General features: G+C 71.7%; 17 protein-coding genes. 9 read left to right on the forward strand and 8 right to left on the reverse strand.

Features of this window, described 5'->3' with window-relative positions; translation table 11 throughout:
- Window positions 1-27: 27 nt before the first annotated feature.
- Both ychF and J2S42_RS26130 read left to right on the forward strand, forming a co-directional pair.
- Window positions 28-1,113, forward strand: coding sequence for a redox-regulated ATPase YchF (gene ychF, locus J2S42_RS26125; RefSeq protein WP_307243185.1), 1,086 nt, complete (start codon window positions 28-30; stop codon window positions 1,111-1,113).
- Between the two features lie 77 nt (window positions 1,114-1,190).
- Window positions 1,191-1,928: a Type 1 glutamine amidotransferase-like domain-containing protein gene (locus J2S42_RS26130; protein WP_370879260.1), complete on the forward strand. Its 738-nt coding sequence runs from the start codon at window positions 1,191-1,193 to the stop codon at window positions 1,926-1,928.
- Window positions 1,929-1,937: 9 nt separating this feature from the next.
- Here J2S42_RS26130 and J2S42_RS26135 read toward each other — a convergent pair whose 3' ends face one another.
- Window positions 1,938-2,300 (reverse strand): PH domain-containing protein, encoded by a 363-nt coding sequence (locus tag J2S42_RS26135; RefSeq protein ID WP_307243187.1) that lies wholly within the window; start codon window positions 2,298-2,300, stop codon window positions 1,938-1,940.
- Window positions 2,301-2,339: 39 nt separating this feature from the next.
- Window positions 2,340-2,657 carry a 4a-hydroxytetrahydrobiopterin dehydratase gene (locus J2S42_RS26140; RefSeq protein ID WP_307249036.1) on the reverse strand — a complete coding sequence of 106 codons (318 nt, stop codon included), beginning with the start codon at window positions 2,655-2,657 and terminating at the stop codon, window positions 2,340-2,342.
- Window positions 2,658-2,863: 206 nt separating this feature from the next.
- Here J2S42_RS26140 and J2S42_RS26145 point away from each other — a divergent pair, with 206 nt between their 5' ends.
- The gene (locus tag J2S42_RS26145; protein WP_307243189.1) at window positions 2,864-3,280 is read left to right on the forward strand and encodes a (deoxy)nucleoside triphosphate pyrophosphohydrolase; all 417 of its coding nucleotides are present in this window, start codon (window positions 2,864-2,866) and stop codon (window positions 3,278-3,280) included.
- 27 nt (window positions 3,281-3,307) lie between these two features.
- Here the strand turns inward: J2S42_RS26145 and J2S42_RS26150 are convergent, their stop codons facing one another.
- The 5 genes from J2S42_RS26150 to J2S42_RS26170 all read right to left on the reverse strand — a co-directional run bounded on the left by J2S42_RS26150 (window position 3,308) and on the right by J2S42_RS26170 (window position 10,116).
- A complete protein-coding gene (locus J2S42_RS26150; RefSeq protein ID WP_307243191.1) occupies window positions 3,308-4,354 on the reverse strand; it encodes a succinate dehydrogenase/fumarate reductase iron-sulfur subunit in 1,047 nt (348 codons plus the stop codon).
- A 4-nt stretch (window positions 4,355-4,358) separates the two neighbouring features.
- On the reverse strand, window positions 4,359-6,254 hold the full coding sequence (locus J2S42_RS26155) for a fumarate reductase/succinate dehydrogenase flavoprotein subunit (RefSeq protein WP_307243193.1): 1,896 nt from the start codon (window positions 6,252-6,254) through the stop codon (window positions 4,359-4,361).
- A gap of 9 nt (window positions 6,255-6,263) precedes the next feature.
- Window positions 6,264-7,046: a succinate dehydrogenase subunit SdhC gene (sdhC, locus tag J2S42_RS26160; RefSeq protein WP_307243195.1), complete on the reverse strand. Its 783-nt coding sequence runs from the start codon at window positions 7,044-7,046 to the stop codon at window positions 6,264-6,266.
- Between the two features lie 181 nt (window positions 7,047-7,227).
- Window positions 7,228-7,731, reverse strand: a complete 504-nt coding sequence (locus tag J2S42_RS26165; protein WP_307243197.1) for a hypothetical protein — start codon at window positions 7,729-7,731, stop codon at window positions 7,228-7,230.
- A gap of 288 nt (window positions 7,732-8,019) precedes the next feature.
- Window positions 8,020-10,116 carry a S9 family peptidase gene (locus tag J2S42_RS26170; protein WP_307243199.1) on the reverse strand — a complete coding sequence of 699 codons (2,097 nt, stop codon included), beginning with the start codon at window positions 10,114-10,116 and terminating at the stop codon, window positions 8,020-8,022.
- A 66-nt stretch (window positions 10,117-10,182) separates the two neighbouring features.
- Between J2S42_RS26170 and mshB the strand changes: the two genes are divergently transcribed.
- From mshB to J2S42_RS26190, 4 genes are all read left to right on the forward strand, one after another.
- Window positions 10,183-11,094 (forward strand): N-acetyl-1-D-myo-inositol-2-amino-2-deoxy-alpha-D-glucopyranoside deacetylase, encoded by a 912-nt coding sequence (gene mshB, locus J2S42_RS26175; RefSeq protein WP_307243201.1) that lies wholly within the window; start codon window positions 10,183-10,185, stop codon window positions 11,092-11,094.
- Window positions 11,091-11,561, forward strand: coding sequence for a hypothetical protein (locus tag J2S42_RS26180; RefSeq protein ID WP_307243203.1), 471 nt, complete (start codon window positions 11,091-11,093; stop codon window positions 11,559-11,561). The genes mshB and J2S42_RS26180 overlap by 4 nt, the downstream gene beginning before the upstream one ends.
- A 79-nt stretch (window positions 11,562-11,640) precedes the next feature.
- A complete protein-coding gene (locus tag J2S42_RS26185; RefSeq protein WP_307243205.1) occupies window positions 11,641-13,302 on the forward strand; it encodes a VanW family protein in 1,662 nt (553 codons plus the stop codon).
- Complete coding sequence (locus J2S42_RS26190; RefSeq protein WP_307243206.1) at window positions 13,299-13,781, forward strand: hypothetical protein; 483 nt, start codon at window positions 13,299-13,301, stop codon at window positions 13,779-13,781. Before J2S42_RS26185 ends, J2S42_RS26190 begins: the two co-directional genes overlap by 4 nt.
- A gap of 620 nt (window positions 13,782-14,401) precedes the next feature.
- Here J2S42_RS26190 and J2S42_RS26195 read toward each other — a convergent pair.
- Window positions 14,402-15,364 (reverse strand): GNAT family N-acetyltransferase, encoded by a 963-nt coding sequence (locus tag J2S42_RS26195; RefSeq protein ID WP_307243208.1) that lies wholly within the window; start codon window positions 15,362-15,364, stop codon window positions 14,402-14,404.
- A gap of 84 nt (window positions 15,365-15,448) precedes the next feature.
- Between J2S42_RS26195 and fdxA the strand changes: the two genes are divergently transcribed.
- Both fdxA and dapC read left to right on the forward strand, forming a co-directional pair.
- Window positions 15,449-15,775, forward strand: coding sequence for a ferredoxin (gene fdxA, locus J2S42_RS26200; RefSeq protein ID WP_307243210.1), 327 nt, complete (start codon window positions 15,449-15,451; stop codon window positions 15,773-15,775).
- Window positions 15,772-16,863 (forward strand): succinyldiaminopimelate transaminase, encoded by a 1,092-nt coding sequence (gene dapC / locus J2S42_RS26205; RefSeq protein WP_307249038.1) that lies wholly within the window; start codon window positions 15,772-15,774, stop codon window positions 16,861-16,863. The genes fdxA and dapC overlap by 4 nt, the downstream gene beginning before the upstream one ends.
- Window positions 16,864-16,918: the final 55 nt, after the last annotated feature.

Below are 16,918 nucleotides of genomic sequence, written 5' to 3' on the forward strand. Positions count from 1 at the left end.
TCGGCGCGGGCACTATCCTGGTGCGTTGTGAGTCTCAGCATCGGCATCGTCGGCCTGCCCAACGTCGGCAAGAGCACCCTGTTCAACGCCCTGACCAAGAACGACGTGCTCGCGGCGAACTACCCGTTCGCCACCATCGAGCCCAACGTCGGCGTGGTCGGGCTGCCGGACGAGCGGCTGGACAAGCTGGCGTCGCTCTTCGAGTCGCAGAAGGTCATTCCGGCGCCGGTCTCGTTCGTCGACATCGCCGGCCTGGTCCGCGGCGCGTCCAAGGGCCAGGGCCGCGGCAACGCGTTCCTGGCGAACATCCGCGACGCCTCCGCGATCTGCCAGGTCGTCCGCGCGTTCTCCGACCCGAACGTGGTGCACGTCGACGGCAAGGTCTCGCCGAAGGACGACATCGAGACGATCAACACCGAGCTCATCCTCGCCGACCTGCAGACGCTGGAGAAGGCCATCCCGCGCCTGGAGAAGGAGGCGAAGCTCAAGAAGGACCGGGCCGGTGTCGCCGCCGCCGCGAAGGCCGCCGCCGAGCTGCTCAACGGAGGAACCACGCTCTACGCGGGCGCCGCCGCGGCCGGCATCGAGGTCGACGAGCTGCGCGAGCTGCACCTGCTCACCGCGAAGCCGTTCCTCTACGTCTTCAACGTCGACGAGGAGGAGCTGGCGAACGAGGAGTTCCTCGCCTCGCTGCGCGAGCTGGTCGCTCCGGCCGAGGCCGTCTTCATGGACGCCAAGATCGAGTCTGAGCTGATCGACCTCCCCGAGGAGGAGGCGCGCGAGCTGCTGGAGTCGATCGGCCAGACCGAGCCCGGCCTCAACCAGCTGATCCGCGTCGGCTTCCGCACGCTCGGCCTGCAGACCTACCTGACGGCCGGCCCGAAGGAGGCCCGCGCCTGGACGGTCCCGATCGGCGCCACCGCCCCCGAGGCCGCCGGCGTCATCCACTCCGACTTCCAGCGCGGCTTCATCAAGGCGGAGATCGTCAGCTTCGACGACCTCACCGCCGCCGGCTCCATGTCCGCCGCCAAGGCCGCTGGCAAGGTCCGCATGGAGGGCAAGGACTACGTCATGCAGGACGGCGACGTGGTGGAGTTCCGCTTCAACGTCTGACCGCACGCACGTCCGCGGGCCGGTGCCGGCGGCGCCGGCCTTCGCGGGCGGTTCGTTCTGTTGTCGATGGGGGAAACGTGGCGGCGGACGAGCCGACGATCGTGGCGACCAGCATGGTGTTCCGGCGGGCGGGGGCGGGACCGTACGACTGGGCAGCGGGACCGGTCTACCGGTATGCCGGGGAGCTGGCGAAGACCGGTCGGCGGCGGCCGCGGCTGTGCTTTCTCGGGCAGGCCGGCGGGGACGACATCGGCCCGCGGGCGGCCCTCTACGCGGCGCTGAACGCGGAGGGGTTCGAGGTCTCGCATCTCGCGCTGTTCCCGATGCCGAATCACCGGGACGTACGCGCGCATCTGCTGGCGCAGGACGTCATCTGGGTCGGCGGCGGCAGCGTGGCGAACATGATGGCGGTCTGGCGGGTGCACGACCTGCCGTCGGTGCTGCACGAGGCGTGGCAGAGCGGCGTGGTGATGGGTGGTGTCTCCGCGGGCAGCATCTGCTGGACGCTCGGCGGGACCACGGACAGCTTCGGGCCGGACCTGCGCGCGTTCACCGACGGGCTGGGCTGGCTGCCGTACGCGAACGGCGTCCACTACGACGCTGAGGAGCAGCGGCGGCCGCTGATGCACCGGCTGATGCGCGAGGGCGTGCTGGCACCGCACGGTTATGCCACGGACAACGGCGCCGGGCTGGTCTTCCGCGGCACCACGCTCGCCGAGGCGATCGCCGACCGGGATGCCGCCGGCGCCTACGAGCTGCGCCGCACCGGCGCCGGCGACATCGTCGAGACGCCGCTGCCGATCGTCCGGATCTGACCCGCTCCGCTACGAGATGTAGAAGAGAATGACGTTGTGCACGTGGTGGGCCTTGTGGTCGCCGCGGAACTCCACCTCGTAGGTGTGCGTGCCGACGTTGATGGCGATGGTGCTGGAGCCGAAGAAGGAGCCGGCCCAGGACGCGTTGCTGACCACGCTGACGCTGGTCACCTTGGAGTACGGGATGCTGGTGATCGCGAACTTCTTGCCCACGAAGGACTTGTCCTGGATGATCACGCGGCGGTTGGTCAGGCCGATGAAGCCGGTGCCGACGCCGACCGCGTCGTAGACGGCGATGATGTCCTCGCCCTCCAGCAGGCCGCTCTCGATCTGCTTCAGCTGTTCCTTGCGGTCATAGGTCGCCTGTGCCATGACGTGAAGGCTAGCCGTGCCGTGCTGTGACCGGGATCACTAGGCGGCGGTCACGGTACGGTACGCATCCTCGATACGTGCGGCAAGCGCGACCTGACCTTCCGTTATGGACTCGGCACCGACGGCGGAGACCCGGATGCGGGTCTCCCCCTCCAGACGCCGGATCTCCGGACGGAGGTGCAGCGCGTCGGCCGCAACCTGGATACGCTCGGTGAGGTCGGCGTGTTGTGCCTCGCTGAGCGCCAGGGTGCGGCTGAGCTGCTGGCCGTCGCGCGTCCAGCCGGACAGTACGGTCAGGGCGTCACTGAGATAATCGCGGTTCGCAGTGCGACCGGTGTTGCTCCAGAGAGCACGCATCGCCACGCCTCCCCCGGGCTGGTCGTCCCGGATGCAGAGCGTCGTTGCCAGCTTGTGGCCGAATCGTCGCCGTGTCGTCATGGTGTCGCCCCTAGTCTTCCCGCTGACGGGCAGGCATGTCCATGGCTACTGGACCACCTCTTTCTCGTACTAAGAGGTGATGCCGTCCACCCGAAATACCGATTGATCTGGCACTCTGGTTGCCCGTGTACACGGAACGGGCCCGGTCGAAGGTCGTCGTCGGCGCTGCCATCCTCTCCGGCGGTCGCGTCCTGGCCTGCGCGCGATCGGCGCCGCCGGAGGTCGCCGGCCGCTTCGAGTTCCCCGGTGGCAAGGTGGAGCCGGGCGAGTCCGAGATCGATGCGGTGGCGCGCGAATGTGCGGAAGAACTCGGCATCACGGTGCGGCCGGGAGCGCGGCTCGGCGTCGACGTGCCGCTCGGCAACGGCTGGGCGGTGCTGCGGGTCTACCTCGCGGAGCTGATCGGTGACGCACAGCCACGCGCGCTGGAGCACCGCGAGCTGCGCTGGCTCGCCGTCGACGAACTGGACTCGGTGCTCTGGCTGCCCGCGGACGTCCCGATCGTCGAGGCGCTCCGCGCCCACCTGACCGCCGCCGGCTAGCGACCCCGATGGCGCCGGGCAGCGGCATCAGTGATGCGGCTCGTCCTCGACCGCCTCGGAGATCGCCTGGGACGGTGTGCGGTCACTCCCGCCACGTACCGGATGGTGGTAATTGATCTCGTCGGGGTCCAGCGGGAACCGGACGTCGTCGCCGAACGGGGAACCCGCGCCCTGGTTCTCGAAGGTCAGCTCCGTGATCGCCAGGTGCCCGGCCGCGTCGATCGCGGGCGCCTGCGGTCCGCGGGCCGGCCGGTGCGGGTCGCGCGCGGGCAGCGAGCCCAGCGCCGGGTCCGGCTCCGGCTCCCGCTCCGCGGCCTCCAGCTGGTCCCGGCGGAAGATCTTGCGGCCGAGCCACACCAGCGGGTCGAAGCGCCGGTCGACCACGCGCTCCTTCATCGGGATGATCGCGTTGTCGGTGATCTTGATGTGCTCCGGGCAGACCTCGGTGCAGCACTTCGTGATGTTGCAGAAGCCCAGCCCCATCGACGCCTGCGCGTACTCCTTGCGGTCGGAGCGCGCGTCCAGCGGATGCATGTCCAGCTCGGCCGCGCGGATGAAGAAGCGCGGGCCGGAGAACGGCGGCTTGTTCTCGTCGTGGTCGCGGATCACGTGGCAGGTGTTCTGGCAGAGGTAGCACTCGATGCACTTGCGGAACTCCTGCGACCGCTCCACGTCCACCTGCTGCATCCGGTACTCGCCCGGCGCGACCCCGGCCGGCGGCGCGAACGCGGGCGTCTCGCGGGCCTTCTGATAGTTGTACGAGACGTCGGTGACCAGGTCGCGGATGACCGGGAACGTGCGCAGCGGCGTGATCGTGACCGTCTCGTCCGGGGCGAACGTGGACATCCGGGTCATGCAGCTCAACCGCGGCATGCCGTTGATCTCCATCGAGCAGGAGCCGCACTTGCCGGCCTTGCAGTTCCACCGGCAGGCCAGATCGGGCGTCTGGGTGGCCTGCAGCCGGTGGATGATGTCCAGCACGACCTCGCCCTCGTTCACCTCGACCTGGAAGTCCCGCAGGTCGCCGCCGTCCGCGTCGCCGCGCCAGACCCTGAAGTTGCGCTTCGTGCCCATCTGCTCATGCCTCCGGCAGCGCGTCGAACTCGGCCAGTTCCTCGTCGGTCAGGTATTTCGACATCTCCGCCCGGTCGAACAGGCGCAGCAGCTCCGGCCGCATCCGCGGGAGCGGCTTGCGGGTCAGCGTCACGTCGTCGCCGTCCAGCGCGCAGACCAGGTTGACCTGGCGCCACGCCGGGTCCATCGCGGGGAAGTCCTCCCGGGTGTGCCCGCCGCGCGACTCGGCCCGCTCCAGCGCGGCACGGGCCGTGCACTCCGAGACGACCAGCATGTTGCGCAGGTCCAGCGCCAGGTGCCAGCCGGGGTTGTAGCGGCGGCCGCCGGCGGCGCTGACGGTGGCGACCCGGGCGCGCAGCTCGTGCAGCCGCTTCAGCGCCTCGGACAGCTCGGCCTCACGCCGGATGATGCCGACCAGGTCACCCATGATCGCCTGAAGTTCCTGCTGCAGGTGGTACGGATTGTCGCCGCCGGTGCGCTCCAGCGGCCTGAGCGCGGTCGCCACCGCGGCCTCCAGCGCCGCGGCGGAGACCCGTGGCCGCTCGCCGCCGGACGCGTGGAAGGCCGCGTGCTCGCCCGCCCGCTTGCCGAAGACCAGCAGGTCGGAGAGGGAGTTGCCGCCGAGCCGGTTGGAGCCGTGCATGCCGCCGGAGACCTCACCGGCCGCGAACAGGCCGCGCACGCCGCCGATCGCGGCCGCGGTGTCCGGGTCGACCTCCACGCCGCCCATCACGTAGTGACAGGTCGGGCCGACCTCCATCGGCTGGGCCGTGATGTCGACGTCGGCCAGCTCCTTGAACTGGTGGTACATCGACGGCAGGCGCTTGCGGATGGTCTCGGCCGGCATGCGCGTGCTGACGTCCAGGTAGACGCCGCCGGCCGGGGTGCCGCGCCCCTCCTTGACCTCGGTGTTGATCGCGCGGGCCACCTCGTCGCGGGGCAGCAGCTCGGGCGGGCGGCGGTTGTTGTCCGGGTCGTCGTACCAGCGGTCGGCCTCCTCCTCGGTCTCCGCGTACTGCTTGCGGAAGACGTCGGGGACGTACTCGAACATGAACCGCTTGCCGTCGGAGTTCTTCAGCACGCCGCCGTCGCCGCGCACCGACTCGGTGACCAGGATGCCCTTGACCGACGGCGGCCAGACCATGCCGGTCGGGTGGAACTGGAGAAACTCCATGTTGATCAGGTTGGCGCCGGCCCGGAGCGCGAGCGCGTGGCCGTCGCCGGTGTACTCCCACGAGTTCGACGTGACCTTGTAGGACTTGCCGACGCCGCCGGTCGCCAGCACCACGGCCGGCGCCTCGAACAGCACGAACTCGCCGGACTCGCGGTAGTAACCGAACGCGCCGGCGATCCGGTCGCCGTCCAGCATCAGTTCGGTGATCGTGGTCTCGGCGAAGACCCGCAGCCGCGCGTCGTAGTCGCCGAACTCGCGGAAGTCCTCCTGCTGCAGGGAGACGATCTTCTGTTGCAGCGTGCGGATCATCTCGAGGCCGGTCCGGTCGCCGACGTGGGCCAGCCGCGGGTACTCGTGACCGCCGAAGTTGCGCTGCGAGATCCGCCCGTCCTTGGTCCGGTCGAACAGCGCACCGTACGTCTCCAGCTCCCAGATCCGGTCCGGCGCCTCCTTCGCGTGCAGCTCGGCCATCCGGAAGTTGTTCAGGAACTTGCCGCCGCGCATGGTGTCCCGGAAGTGGACCATCCAGTTGTCCCGCGAGTTCACGTTCCCCAGCGCGGCCGCGGCGCCGCCCTCGGCCATCACGGTGTGCGCCTTGCCGAACAGCGACTTCGAGATGATCGCGGTCTTCTTCCCGGCGAGGCGTGCCTCGATCGCGGCGCGCAGCCCGGCGCCGCCCGCGCCGATGACCACCACGTCGTACCGGTGCCGTTCTGTTCGCGTCATGATCGGCCCTCAGTTGATGATGCGCAGGTCGGAGAACCAGCCGGCGGCCAGCGCCATGATGTAGAAGTCGGTCAGCGCGAGCGTGCCGAGCGTGATCCAGGCCAGCTGCATGTGCCGGACGTTCAGCGCGGACACGAACGTCCAGAAGCGATACCGGATCGGGTGCTTCGAGAAGTGCTTGAGCCGGCCGCCCGCGATGTGCCGGCAGGAGTGGCAGGACAGCGTGTACGCCCACAGCATGATCACGTTGACCCAGAGGATCACGTTGCCCAGGCCGAGCCCGGTGGCCTGGGCCAGCGCCGCGTCGTACGTGTTGATAACGGAGATGATCGCGGCGGCGTAGAACGCGTACCGGTGCACGTTCTGGAAGATCAGCGGGAAGCGCGTCTCGCCGGTGTACCGCCGGTGGCCGTCCGGCACCGCGCAGGCCGGCGGCGAGAGCCAGAACGCCCGGTAGTACGCCTTCCGGTAGTAGTAGCAGGTCAGCCGGAAGAGCAGCAGGAACGGCAGGGTCATCGCGGCGTCCGGGATGATCCACCAGCCGGGCAGGAACCGGCCGAAGTGGGCCGCCTCCTCGACGCATCGCTCGGTCACGCACGGCGAGTAGAACGGCGTGAGGTAGTGGTACGCCTCGACCCAGTAGTCGTCGTGCAGGAACACCCGGACCGTGGCGTAGGTGACCCAGGCACCCAGACCCACGACCGTGATCAGCGGTGGCAGCCACCACCGGTCGGTGCGGAGCGTCCTGGCCGTGATCGCGGCCCGGCCCGGCCTCGTCGCCGTCGACGTCATTCAGGCTCCCCTGATGCGGTGAACGCGCGCTCGTCTGTGACACACGTTACGCCGTGTGTGACGCAGACCATCCGCAAGGGAGTCTGGGTGTTACGGGCCGACTACGAAACCCCTGCCGGCCCGTTACGACACAATGTGTCCAAGGTCACTGATCAAGATGGACGGATGATCTTGCATAGACCTACAGCGATGGGTTGATCAACCGGCGCAGCGGGCCGGCGCACGCATCGGGACCGTCCGCCAGCAGTTCGTCCGCCACGGGCTCCGCGTCCTGGTCCCGCGGGGCCAGGTAGAACGCGGGATCGCCACCGTCCGCCGCCCGGTCCAGCGCGTCCGCGTAGCTCGCCCGCGCCTCGATCACCTGCCGCCAGCCGTCCGCCCAGGACTGATCCAGCCGGTGGCCGTCGGCGCGCAGCCGCTCCAGCTCCAGCAGGAAGGGCCGGGCCGCCGTGTTCTCGTCCCGGATCGCCTCGGCGCGCGCGGCCGGCCCGGTGGTCGCGCCGGGTGGGATCAGCCGGTTGAGCCGCTCCTCCAGATCGAGGCAGGCCGCGTCCACGTCACCGCGCGCCTCCTCCGCCGCGGCCCGGTCATGCCGCCCCGCGCTGACCGCACCACGCACGGCCGCCGCGGCCGCGATCAGCCCACCGCAGATCAGCAGCAGGATCAGCACCAGCGCCCCGGCCACGATCAGCGTCCAGCCACGCCGGCCCGGCCCACGCCGCCCCGTCCCCGCCGCCGATCCGTGTTCTGATGCGGCCGCCGATCCGGACCCGGGCGAGTCCGGTGCCGGCGACGCGGGCTCCGGTGCGGCCGGGATCTCTGTGCGCGATGAATCCGTCACGTGTCCCAGTACAGCACCGGGATGCCATGAGCCCCAGCCCTCGCCGGAGTCTTGCCGGGAGGCGAGGTTTGCGCGCGGGAGCACTCGGAACGCCACCACCCGGGAAGCGGGAAGAAGATCTGCTGGGGTTCTCTAGAGATGGCGGCGGACGAAGTCCAGCTCCAGCGGGAGCAGACGCTCCACCACGCCGTCCGCGGCCAGCCGGGTCACGCCGGAGAGCGGCAGCACCGCGTGCGGGCGGCCGGCCGAGACCATCGCGGCGGAGAGCCGCAGCGTGTGCGCCGCGATGATCGAGTCGTCCGCCATGCCGTGCACCAGCAGCAGCGGACGTGCGTCCGCGGGGCGCGCCGGTGGCTCGGCGGCGATCTCGACCAGGTTGTGCCGTGCGTAGACCTCGTCGTCCGGCAGGCCCAGGTAGCGCTCGGTGAACGCGGTGTTGTGCAGTGACCAGTCGGTCAGCGGGGTGCGGGCCACGCCGCAGGTGAAGACGTCGGGGCGGCGGAGCACGGCGAGCGCGGCCAGCCAGCCGCCGAGCGCCCAGCCGCGGATCGCCACCCGGTGCAGGTCCAGGTCGGGGTGCTTCTCGGCGAGTGCGTGCAGCGCGTCGACCTGGTCGGTCAGCGCGATGTCGGCGAGCCGCCGGTGGACCACCTTCTCGAAGCTGGGCGCGATGCCGGGCGTGCCCCGGTTGTCGATCGTCACGACGGCGAAGCCGGCGTCGGCCCACCACTGCCGTTCCAGCCACCAGGCGCGCGCGGCCAGTACCTCCTGCCGGCCGGGCCCGCCGTAGACGTCCAGCAACACCGGCAGCCGGCCGCCGGCGTGCTGCCGCGGGTAGAGCACGGCGGCCGGCAGCCGGCGGTCGGTGACCCGGGACAGCGCGGGGCGCGGCGCGAACGGCGGTGGGGACGCGTGCGAGGCCAGTTCGCCGGCGCGTGTCTCGCCCCGCCAGACCGTCCACTGCGTGCCGGCCTGGTCCAGCGACAGCCGGCCGATCGCGATCAGACCGCCGGCCGCGGCCGCGACGTGCCAGCCGGGTTCGGTGGTGAGCCGTTTCGCCTCCATGCCGCCGGCCCCGAGCGTCCCCCGGATCCGGTAGACGTGCTGTTCCGCGGGCTCGCCGTCGGTGCCCTCGACCAGCAGGTCCGGTGCGCCGCCGGCGACCGGGCCGACCACCCGGCGCACGTAGAGCGAGGGTGGCGTGAGCAGGCTGCCGTCCGCGAAGAGGCAGCGCGCGTCGTACCCGTCGTGGGCCAGTTCGCCGCCGACCAGCACCCGGCCGTCCGGGAGGTGGCAGGGCGTGCCCTCGATCGGCTCGACCCAGCGCGGGTCGGTCAGCTCCGCGTGCACCTGCGTCTCGCCGGTGCGCGGATCGACGGAGAGCACCAGGCCGTGCTGCTGCAACCGGCGCAGCACCGCGATCAGCGGGCCGCCGTCCGCCCAGCGCACCGAGACCAGGTACGGGTACGTCTCCCGGTCCCAGTGCACATCCACCCAGCCGCCGTCCAGGTCCAGCAGGTGCAGGCTGACCTGCGGGTTCGGGCCACCGGCGCGCGGGTACGCCAGGCTCGGCGCGGGCTCGCCCGGATCGACCGGGTCGTGCAGGTAGAGCCGGGGGAGCCGGGACGTGTCCACCCGCGCGGCCAGCACGGTCCGCCCGTCCGGCGACCACCAGTAGCCGCGCCCCCGGTCGAACGCCTCACCGGCCAGGTAGTCGATCGCGCCCCAGGCGACCGAGCCGTTGCTGTCCCGCTCACCGGCGAGCATCACGTCGGTGCCGTCCGGCTCCACGATGTGCAGCGCGGTCGTGGCGGTCGGCTCGCCGCGCGCGGTCAGCCCGGGGTGCGCGGTCAGGTACGCGATCCGCTCGCCGGCCGGATCCGGGCGCGGGTCCACGGCCGGCCCGGACGTGGCCACCTCGACCACGTCGCCGTTGATCAGATCGGCGCGGAACAGCCGCCCGGCGATGGTGAACGCCGCGATGTGCCCGTTGCGGTCCAGCGCGTACGACGTGATGCCGTCGTGCCGGTCACCGGTCAGCTCGACCGGCTCCGCGACCAGCCGTTCCGTGCCGGTCGCCGTGTCCAGCATCCACAGGCAACCGGCCGGGTCCTCGGGACCGCTCGATCGGATGAACACCACCCGGCCGCCGTCGCCCGCGACGCTGACCGAGAGCGGGCTTCCGTTGGTGAACCGGCGGGTGCGGGCGGCTAGTCCTGGGTAGTCCACTGTCAGATCATCCTCCAGAAACCGTGCTTTTGGGCTGTTTCTCCGGTGCGCGGGACCCCGCGTAAAGTGTCTCGGGTGACGACGCACAGCGCGGCCCGCCGCCTCCTGCTGGTGCATGCCCATCCCGACGACGAGTCGATCGGGACCGGCGCCACGATGGCTCACTACGCGGCCGCCGGCGCCCAGGTGACGCTGGTGACCTGCACGCTCGGCGAGGAGGGCGAGATCCACCTGCCCGAGCTGGTCGGGCTCGCCGCGGACGCGGCCGACCAGCTCGGCGGCTACCGGGTGGCCGAGCTGAACGCGGCCTGTGCCGCGCTCGGCGTGACCGACCGCCGGTTCCTCGGCGGTGCCGGGCGCTACCGCGACTCCGGGATGATGGGCCTGGCCACCAACTCCGCGCCGCGCGCGTTCTGGCAGGCCGACCTGGACACCGCGGCCGGCTACCTGGTCGAGATCATGCGGGAGACCCGGCCGCAGGTGGTGGTCACCTACGACGACAACGGCTTCTACGGGCACCCGGACCACATCCAGGCGCACCGGGTGACCATGCGTGCCTGCGAGCTGGCCCGCGCCGAGGGCTTCGGGCCTGACAAGATTTACTTCCAGGCCACGCCGCGCAGCGTGCTCGCGGCCGGCATCGAGCAGTTCGGTGCGACCACCGGCAACCCGTTCTCCGGCGTCGACGTGCCGGACGAGTTGCCGTTCGGCTCCTCCGACGAGGAGATCGCGGCCCGGATCGACGCCACCGACTCGGCGGACGCCAAGGTCGCGGCGATGAAGGCGCACGCCAGCCAGATCCCGCTGGACTCCTGGCTCTACTCGATCGCGGGCAACTTCGGCGGCGAGTTCATGGGCGTCGAGTTCTACACGCTGGCGTACGGCGAGCGCGGCCCCGGCGACGGTCCGCACGGCTGGGAGAGCGACCTGTTCGCCGGGATCGACGCCGAGCTGCCCGTCGGGGCGCTGTCGAGGTGAGCGCGCCGCCCCCCTCGCCGTACCCGCACAAGGTCCCGGCGCTGGAGATCGACCCGGAGTGGCTGGAGCCGCTGCCGGAGGCGAAGGGCATGACCGTCACCGACCTCACGCTGCGCATCGCGGGCGGCGTGCTGGTGGTGCTGGCCGCGATCGTGACCGCGATCCTGGAGGTCTTCTACACGCCGCTACGCGTGGGCGGTTTCCTGATCGGCGCGTCCGCGCTCGGCGCGGTCGTGGCGAACGTGGCGCTGGCCTGGTTCGCGCTCCGCGCGGTCGGCGCGAAGTGGGCGGTGGCGTTGCCGGCGCTGGCCTGGTTCGTGGTGTTGATGGTCGCGGCCGGGAGCACCAGCGAAGGGGACATTCTGCTCGTCGACACCAATTGGGTCGGACTCGCCACCATCTTCACCGGCTCGATGGCGTTCGCCGGTGTCGCGTACCGCGTGATTCTTCCGCCAAACCGCCCCTGAGCAGGGGAAACGTTATCCGTTTGTCATAACTCGCGGGCAGCATGGCTCGGGCTGATCCACTGAGCCCGAGGTGCCGACCGTGACCGTTCTCCCGCCTTCCGCGCCCTCCGAGGATGACGCGCCGACCGTGCGGTTCGCCCGCATCGCCGGGTTCGCCCCCGTCGCGCTGCCGAACTCCCCGGCCGAGCAGGCCCCGGCCCGCCGCCGCTGGCCGGTCGTCATGGCCGGTGTGCTGGTCGTCGCGGTGCTCGCCGGAGGCGCCGGCGTGGCGTGGGCCGGCCGCGGCGACATCCCGCGTGGCACCCGCGTGCTCGGCGTCGAGCTAGGCGGTCTGACCAGTGCGGAGGCCGGCGACCGGCTGCGTACCGACCTCGGTGGCGCACGCCGGCTGACCGAGCCGTTCACGGTGTCCCTGGCCGGAGCGGAGATCGTGAAGGTCGACCCGGTCGCGATCGGCCTGGCCGTCGACGTACCGGCCACGATCGCGGCCGCGACCCGCGACGGCCGGCTGATCGGCGTCGCGGACGTGCCGCCGGTGGTCACGGTCGACGAGGCGAAGCTGCACGACGTGCTGCACGCGGCCGCGGTCCGGGCGAAGCTGGCCACGCCCGGCACGCCCGCCGCGATCACGTACGACGGCACCACGCCGGTCCCGGTCTACCCGGAGCCGGAGCGCGGCATCGACGCGCGCGCCGCCGCGGCCGCGGTCACCGCGGCCTGGGCCCACCGGGACGTGGCCCGCGTCGCGCTCACCGAGACGCCGCCGGCCACCACCCGCGCGGACGTCGACCGGCTGCTCACCGAGCTCGCGGTGCCCGCGACCGCCGCGCCGGTCCGCGCGGGCGTGTTCGACGTCGCGCCCGAGGTGATCGCGCAGAGTCTGGTCTTCGACGGCGACCCGCTCACGCCGCGGATCGACGAGCGGCGGCTGCGGGACGGCCTCGCGCCGGTGCTGGCCGGGCTGGAGACACCGGTCCGGGACGCGTCGGTCGACGTGGACGGCGGCTGGCCGCGGATCACCGAGAGCGTCAGCGGCCGCGCCGTGGACACCGCCGCGCTCGCCCGTGACCTGCTCGCCGTGCTGCCTCGCACCGGCGACCGCGCGGTGACCGCGGCGTTCACCGAGACCCGGCCGGCGGTGACCACCGAGGACGTGGAGCGGCTCGGCATCACGGAACGGCTGGCCACGTTCACCACGTACGGCCCGGCCGAGGTGGCGGACCGGCCGGCCGGCACGCTGATCCGGCCGGGCGACACATACTCGCTGCACACCGGTGCGAGCCCGCAGCTCGCCGCGACCGTGTTCCAGGCCGCCTACCGCGCCGGGCTGGAGATCGTCGAGCACCACCCGCACGCGACCTACCAGGAGTACCTGCCGGCCGTGCTGGAGGCGACCAGCGGCCCCGGCCGGGACCTCCGCGTCCGCAACGACACCGGGCACGGCGTGCTGGCCGACGTGCGGGTGTCCGGCCGGGCCGTCACCGTCTCGCTCTGGGGCACCCGCGTGTTCGACCGGATCGACACCGAGTACGGCCCGCGCACCGCCGTCACCGAACCCGCGGTCGAATACCGCGATCCCGGACCGGACTGTGAATTCGAGCCGGGTTCCCGAGGCTTCTCCCAGGACGCGTGGCGTATCTTCCGCAAGGACGGCGAGGAAGCCGGTCGCGAGAAGTTCAGCTGGACCTATGAGTCCCGGCCGCGCATCGTCTGCGGCCAGGGGAGGGGAGCGTCACGATGAGGAACCGCTGGCTGCCGGTTGGCGTGCTCGCCGGTGTGCTGTTCTTGGTCAACGTGGTGGCCCGGCTCGTCGGGCGTTTCGCGTTCGACGACGACCTGAGCGCGCAGGACACGGTCTCGACCATCATGTTCATCGTGATCGGCCTGATCACCGCGGTGCTCGCATTCCGCTGGGGCCGCGCCCGCCCGCTCGACTCGTGGAGCGGCGACCTGGTCGCGATCGTGACCACCGCGATGCTGCTGACGGTGCTGGCCGGCCCGTTCATCAGCGGTGACTCCCCGTTCCGGAACGGTGCGGGCGCGTTCTTCGCCCAGATCTGGCTCTATCTCGGCTTCACCATCGGCGGTGCGATCCTCGGCTACCTGGTGCTGATGGTCCTCGGCTGGGACTACCGCTCCCAGTCCCTGAAGCGCTACGAGGAGAACCGCCTCGCCGCTGCCCGCCCGACCAAGAACCGCCGCAGCACGATCCGCCGCTAGCCGGTCCGGTGCCGGGCGACCCGCCGGTGGGCGATTCGGTGCTGGCCGATCCGGTGCTGGGCGATCGGGCGCCGGGCGATCGGGCGCCGGGCGATCGGGCGCCGGGCGATCCGGCGCCGGCGCTTCGCCGGCAGGGCAGGTTCGCGCGCCGGTGATCCGTCGGCGGGGGGCGTCCCGGCGCCGTGCGTTGTCGTGCGCAAAGGCACAAAAGCGGATTTTCCCGCTTTCGGCGTGGTGACGCCGGGCATGCTCCCGCGGGCCAACCGCGCGGTGTCCTCCGGCTCCGCTGGCGCTCCGCTCCGGACGCCGCGGCGGAGCCGGTTCCGCCGCTGGTCACCACGACCACGCGAGTTCCCCTTGGGCCGCGGCACCCCGCCGCGACCCAAGGGCGCGAGGGGCCGATCCGGCCACCCAATGCCCGAAATATTGCGATATAGATATCCGCACCCCGGGGGGAGAATTCGTTGATCGGTTACTCGCGCGCGTCGGCGACCCCGTACGCGGCATGTCCGATATCTCGTGACAAGGCTGGTGTCTGCGGGGGCTGAGTTCCGCGCCGGAGATGGTGCGCCGTGGTGGGCCGCCGCTGGGCCGCCAGCATGGTGCGGCGAGGCGGGGGGTCAGGCGGGTGCGGTGCGGGTCAGGTAGGTGTGGTGGGTGCTGAAGCCGAGGCGGGCGTAGAGCGCCACCGCGGCCGTATTGTGCTCCTCGACCTGGAGAAAGGCGCGGCGTGCGCCGATCTCCCGGCCCCAGAGCGCAGCCGCTCGCATCAGGTGCGAGCCGAGGCCGCGGCGCCGATGTTCCGGCAGCACGTCGACCAGCGCCACGCCGAGCCACTCGCCGTCGCCGGTGACCGTGGCACGGGTGATCGCGATCGGGGTGCCGTCGTCTCCGTACACCTCCAGGAATGCGATCTCCGGCACCGCGGTCAGCACGTGCCGCGCGACCTCCGGCGGCGTGCCCTTCCGGGCGGACGCGACCGCGAGCCATTCCTCGGTCATCCGGTCCCGTACCCGTACCGCGGGCAGGTCGTGCCGGTCCGGCGCCGCCTCCAGGATCGCGGCGACCTGCGCGGTCTGGAACAGCGTCAGCGGCGCCGTCGTCCAGCCGCGCGCATCCAGCTCCGCGTTCACCGGCGCGGCCAGCGGCAGTGGGATGTTCATCCGCGGTGGCAGCCCGTGCGCGCGGTACCACGCCTCGACCGCGTCGACGGCCGCGGGCAGCGGCCGGTCCGGGTCGCCGATCGGCAGCGCGGTGTTGGCCCGCCCGGTCCAGCCACCGGCCGCGCGGAGCAGCCAGCCACCCTGGCGTTCCTGCACCGGCGCGGGCCAGGCCTCGTTCGCGGCGATCTCGGAGGCGATCACGTCGGCGGCCGTCGGGCGCCGGGTGGGCGGCACCCGCTTGGCGCGGTGCACCTCGTCCAGTGGTACCCGGACCGTACCGGCCGAGGTTGCGATCGTGAGATCGGTCTCGCTCAGCGCGACCAGTTCGCCCAGTGAGTCGGAAAAGAGCGTCCGGCCACCGCGGGAACCGACAATTCGCCGCACTACGACCCGGTGTCCCACATCCTGCCTACGGAGCACGATCGACCCCCTCCCCGGCGAGATACTAGGCTCTTATGCGCCGTGGGTTGTGAAGCGAGCGGCGTTGTATCGGAGGAGAGACCCGTGACCTACATCATCGCCGAGCCCTGCGTCGATGTTCTGGACAAGGCATGCATCGAGGAGTGCCCGGTCGACTGCATCTACGAGGGCAACCGGATGCTCTACATCCACCCGGACGAGTGCGTCGACTGCGGTGCGTGCGAGCCGGTCTGCCCGGTCGAGGCGATCTTCTACGAGGACGACGTGCCGGACCAGTGGAAGAACTACACCTCGGCCAACTACAGCTTCTTCGAGGACCTCGGCTCGCCCGGTGGCGCCTCCAAGGTTGGCAAGATCGACAAGGACGACCCGTTCGTCGCCGGCCAGCCGCCGCGCGGCGAGGGCCACTGACCGGCCTCGCGGCGCGACTGCCGGACTTTCCCTGGGACCAGCTCGTCCCGGCGAAGGCGACGGCGTCCGCCCATCCCGGTGGGCTCGTCGATCTGTCGATCGGCACGCCGGTCGACCCGGTCCCCGCGGTCGTGCGCGACGCGCTGGCCGCGGGGTCGAACGCGCCGGGTTACCCGCTGACCGCGGGTAACCCGAAACTGCGCGCCGCCATCGCGGCCTGGCTCGCGGCCACCTGCGGTGCCGACCTGCCCGGTCTCGGCGTGCTGCCCACGATCGGCTCGAAGGAGCTGGTCGCGTGGCTGCCCACGCTGCTCGGCATCGGTCCCGGCGACACCGTGGTGATCCCGGAGGTGGGCTACCCGACGTACGAGGTGGGCGTCACGCTCGCCGGTGCCCGGGCGGTCCGTTCCGACTCGCTCACCGCGCTCGGGCCGGAGCGCGTGCGGCTGGTGTGGATCAACTCGCCGTCCAACCCGACCGGCCGGGTGCTCCCGGCCGCGCACCTGCGCAAGGTGGTCGACTGGGCGCGCGAGCGCGGCGCGATCGTGGCCAGTGACGAGTGCTATCTGCCGCTCGGCTGGGAGGCGGAGCCGGTCTCCGTGCTCTCGCCCGAGGTGCGCGGCGACAGCTACGCGGGTGTGCTCGCGGTGCACTCGCTGTCCAAACGCTCCAACCTGGCCGGCTACCGCGGCGGTTTCCTGGGCGGCGACCCGGGGATCGTGGCCGAGATCCTGTCCGTGCGCAAGCACGCCGGCATGATCGTCCCGGAGCCGGTTCAGGACGCGATGACCGCGGCCCTCGGCGACGAGCACCACGTGACCGAGCAGCGCGCTCGCTACGAGGCACGCCGGAAGAGGCTGCGGGCGGGCCTGACCGCGGCCGGCTTCCGGATCGAGCATTCCGAGGCCGGGCTCTACCTCTGGTCGACCCGGGACGAGGACTGCTGGGACACGGTCGCCTGGCTGGCCGAGCGCGGGATCCTGGTGGCTCCCGGCGCCTTCTACGGCCCGGCCGGCGCGAAGCACGTCCGGGTCGCGCTGACCGCATCCGATGCCCACGTCGACGAGGCGGTTCGGCGACTCAGCTGACGCATGGGCCCGGCTCGACGGCGCCGGGCCCCGTGCCGCTTCTGACGACCATGAG

Origin of the sequence: Catenuloplanes indicus (genome assembly GCF_030813715.1) — a bacterium.
GTDB lineage: Bacteria > Actinomycetota > Actinomycetes > Mycobacteriales > Micromonosporaceae > Catenuloplanes > Catenuloplanes indicus.

Coding starts and splice junctions, on each gene's coding strand:
- J2S42_RS26190 (WP_307243206.1), top strand. CDS start 13,299: ATGAGGAACCGCTGGCTGCCGGTTGGCGTGCTCGCCGGTGTGCTGTTC.
- sdhC (WP_307243195.1), bottom strand. CDS start 7,046: ATGACGTCGACGGCGACGAGGCCGGGCCGGGCCGCGATCACGGCCAGG.
- J2S42_RS26140 (WP_307249036.1), bottom strand. CDS start 2,657: ATGCGTGCTCTCTGGAGCAACACCGGTCGCACTGCGAACCGCGATTAT.
- J2S42_RS26135 (WP_307243187.1), bottom strand. CDS start 2,300: ATGGCACAGGCGACCTATGACCGCAAGGAACAGCTGAAGCAGATCGAG.
- J2S42_RS26155 (WP_307243193.1), bottom strand. CDS start 6,254: ATGACGCGAACAGAACGGCACCGGTACGACGTGGTGGTCATCGGCGCG.
- J2S42_RS26150 (WP_307243191.1), bottom strand. CDS start 4,354: ATGGGCACGAAGCGCAACTTCAGGGTCTGGCGCGGCGACGCGGACGGC.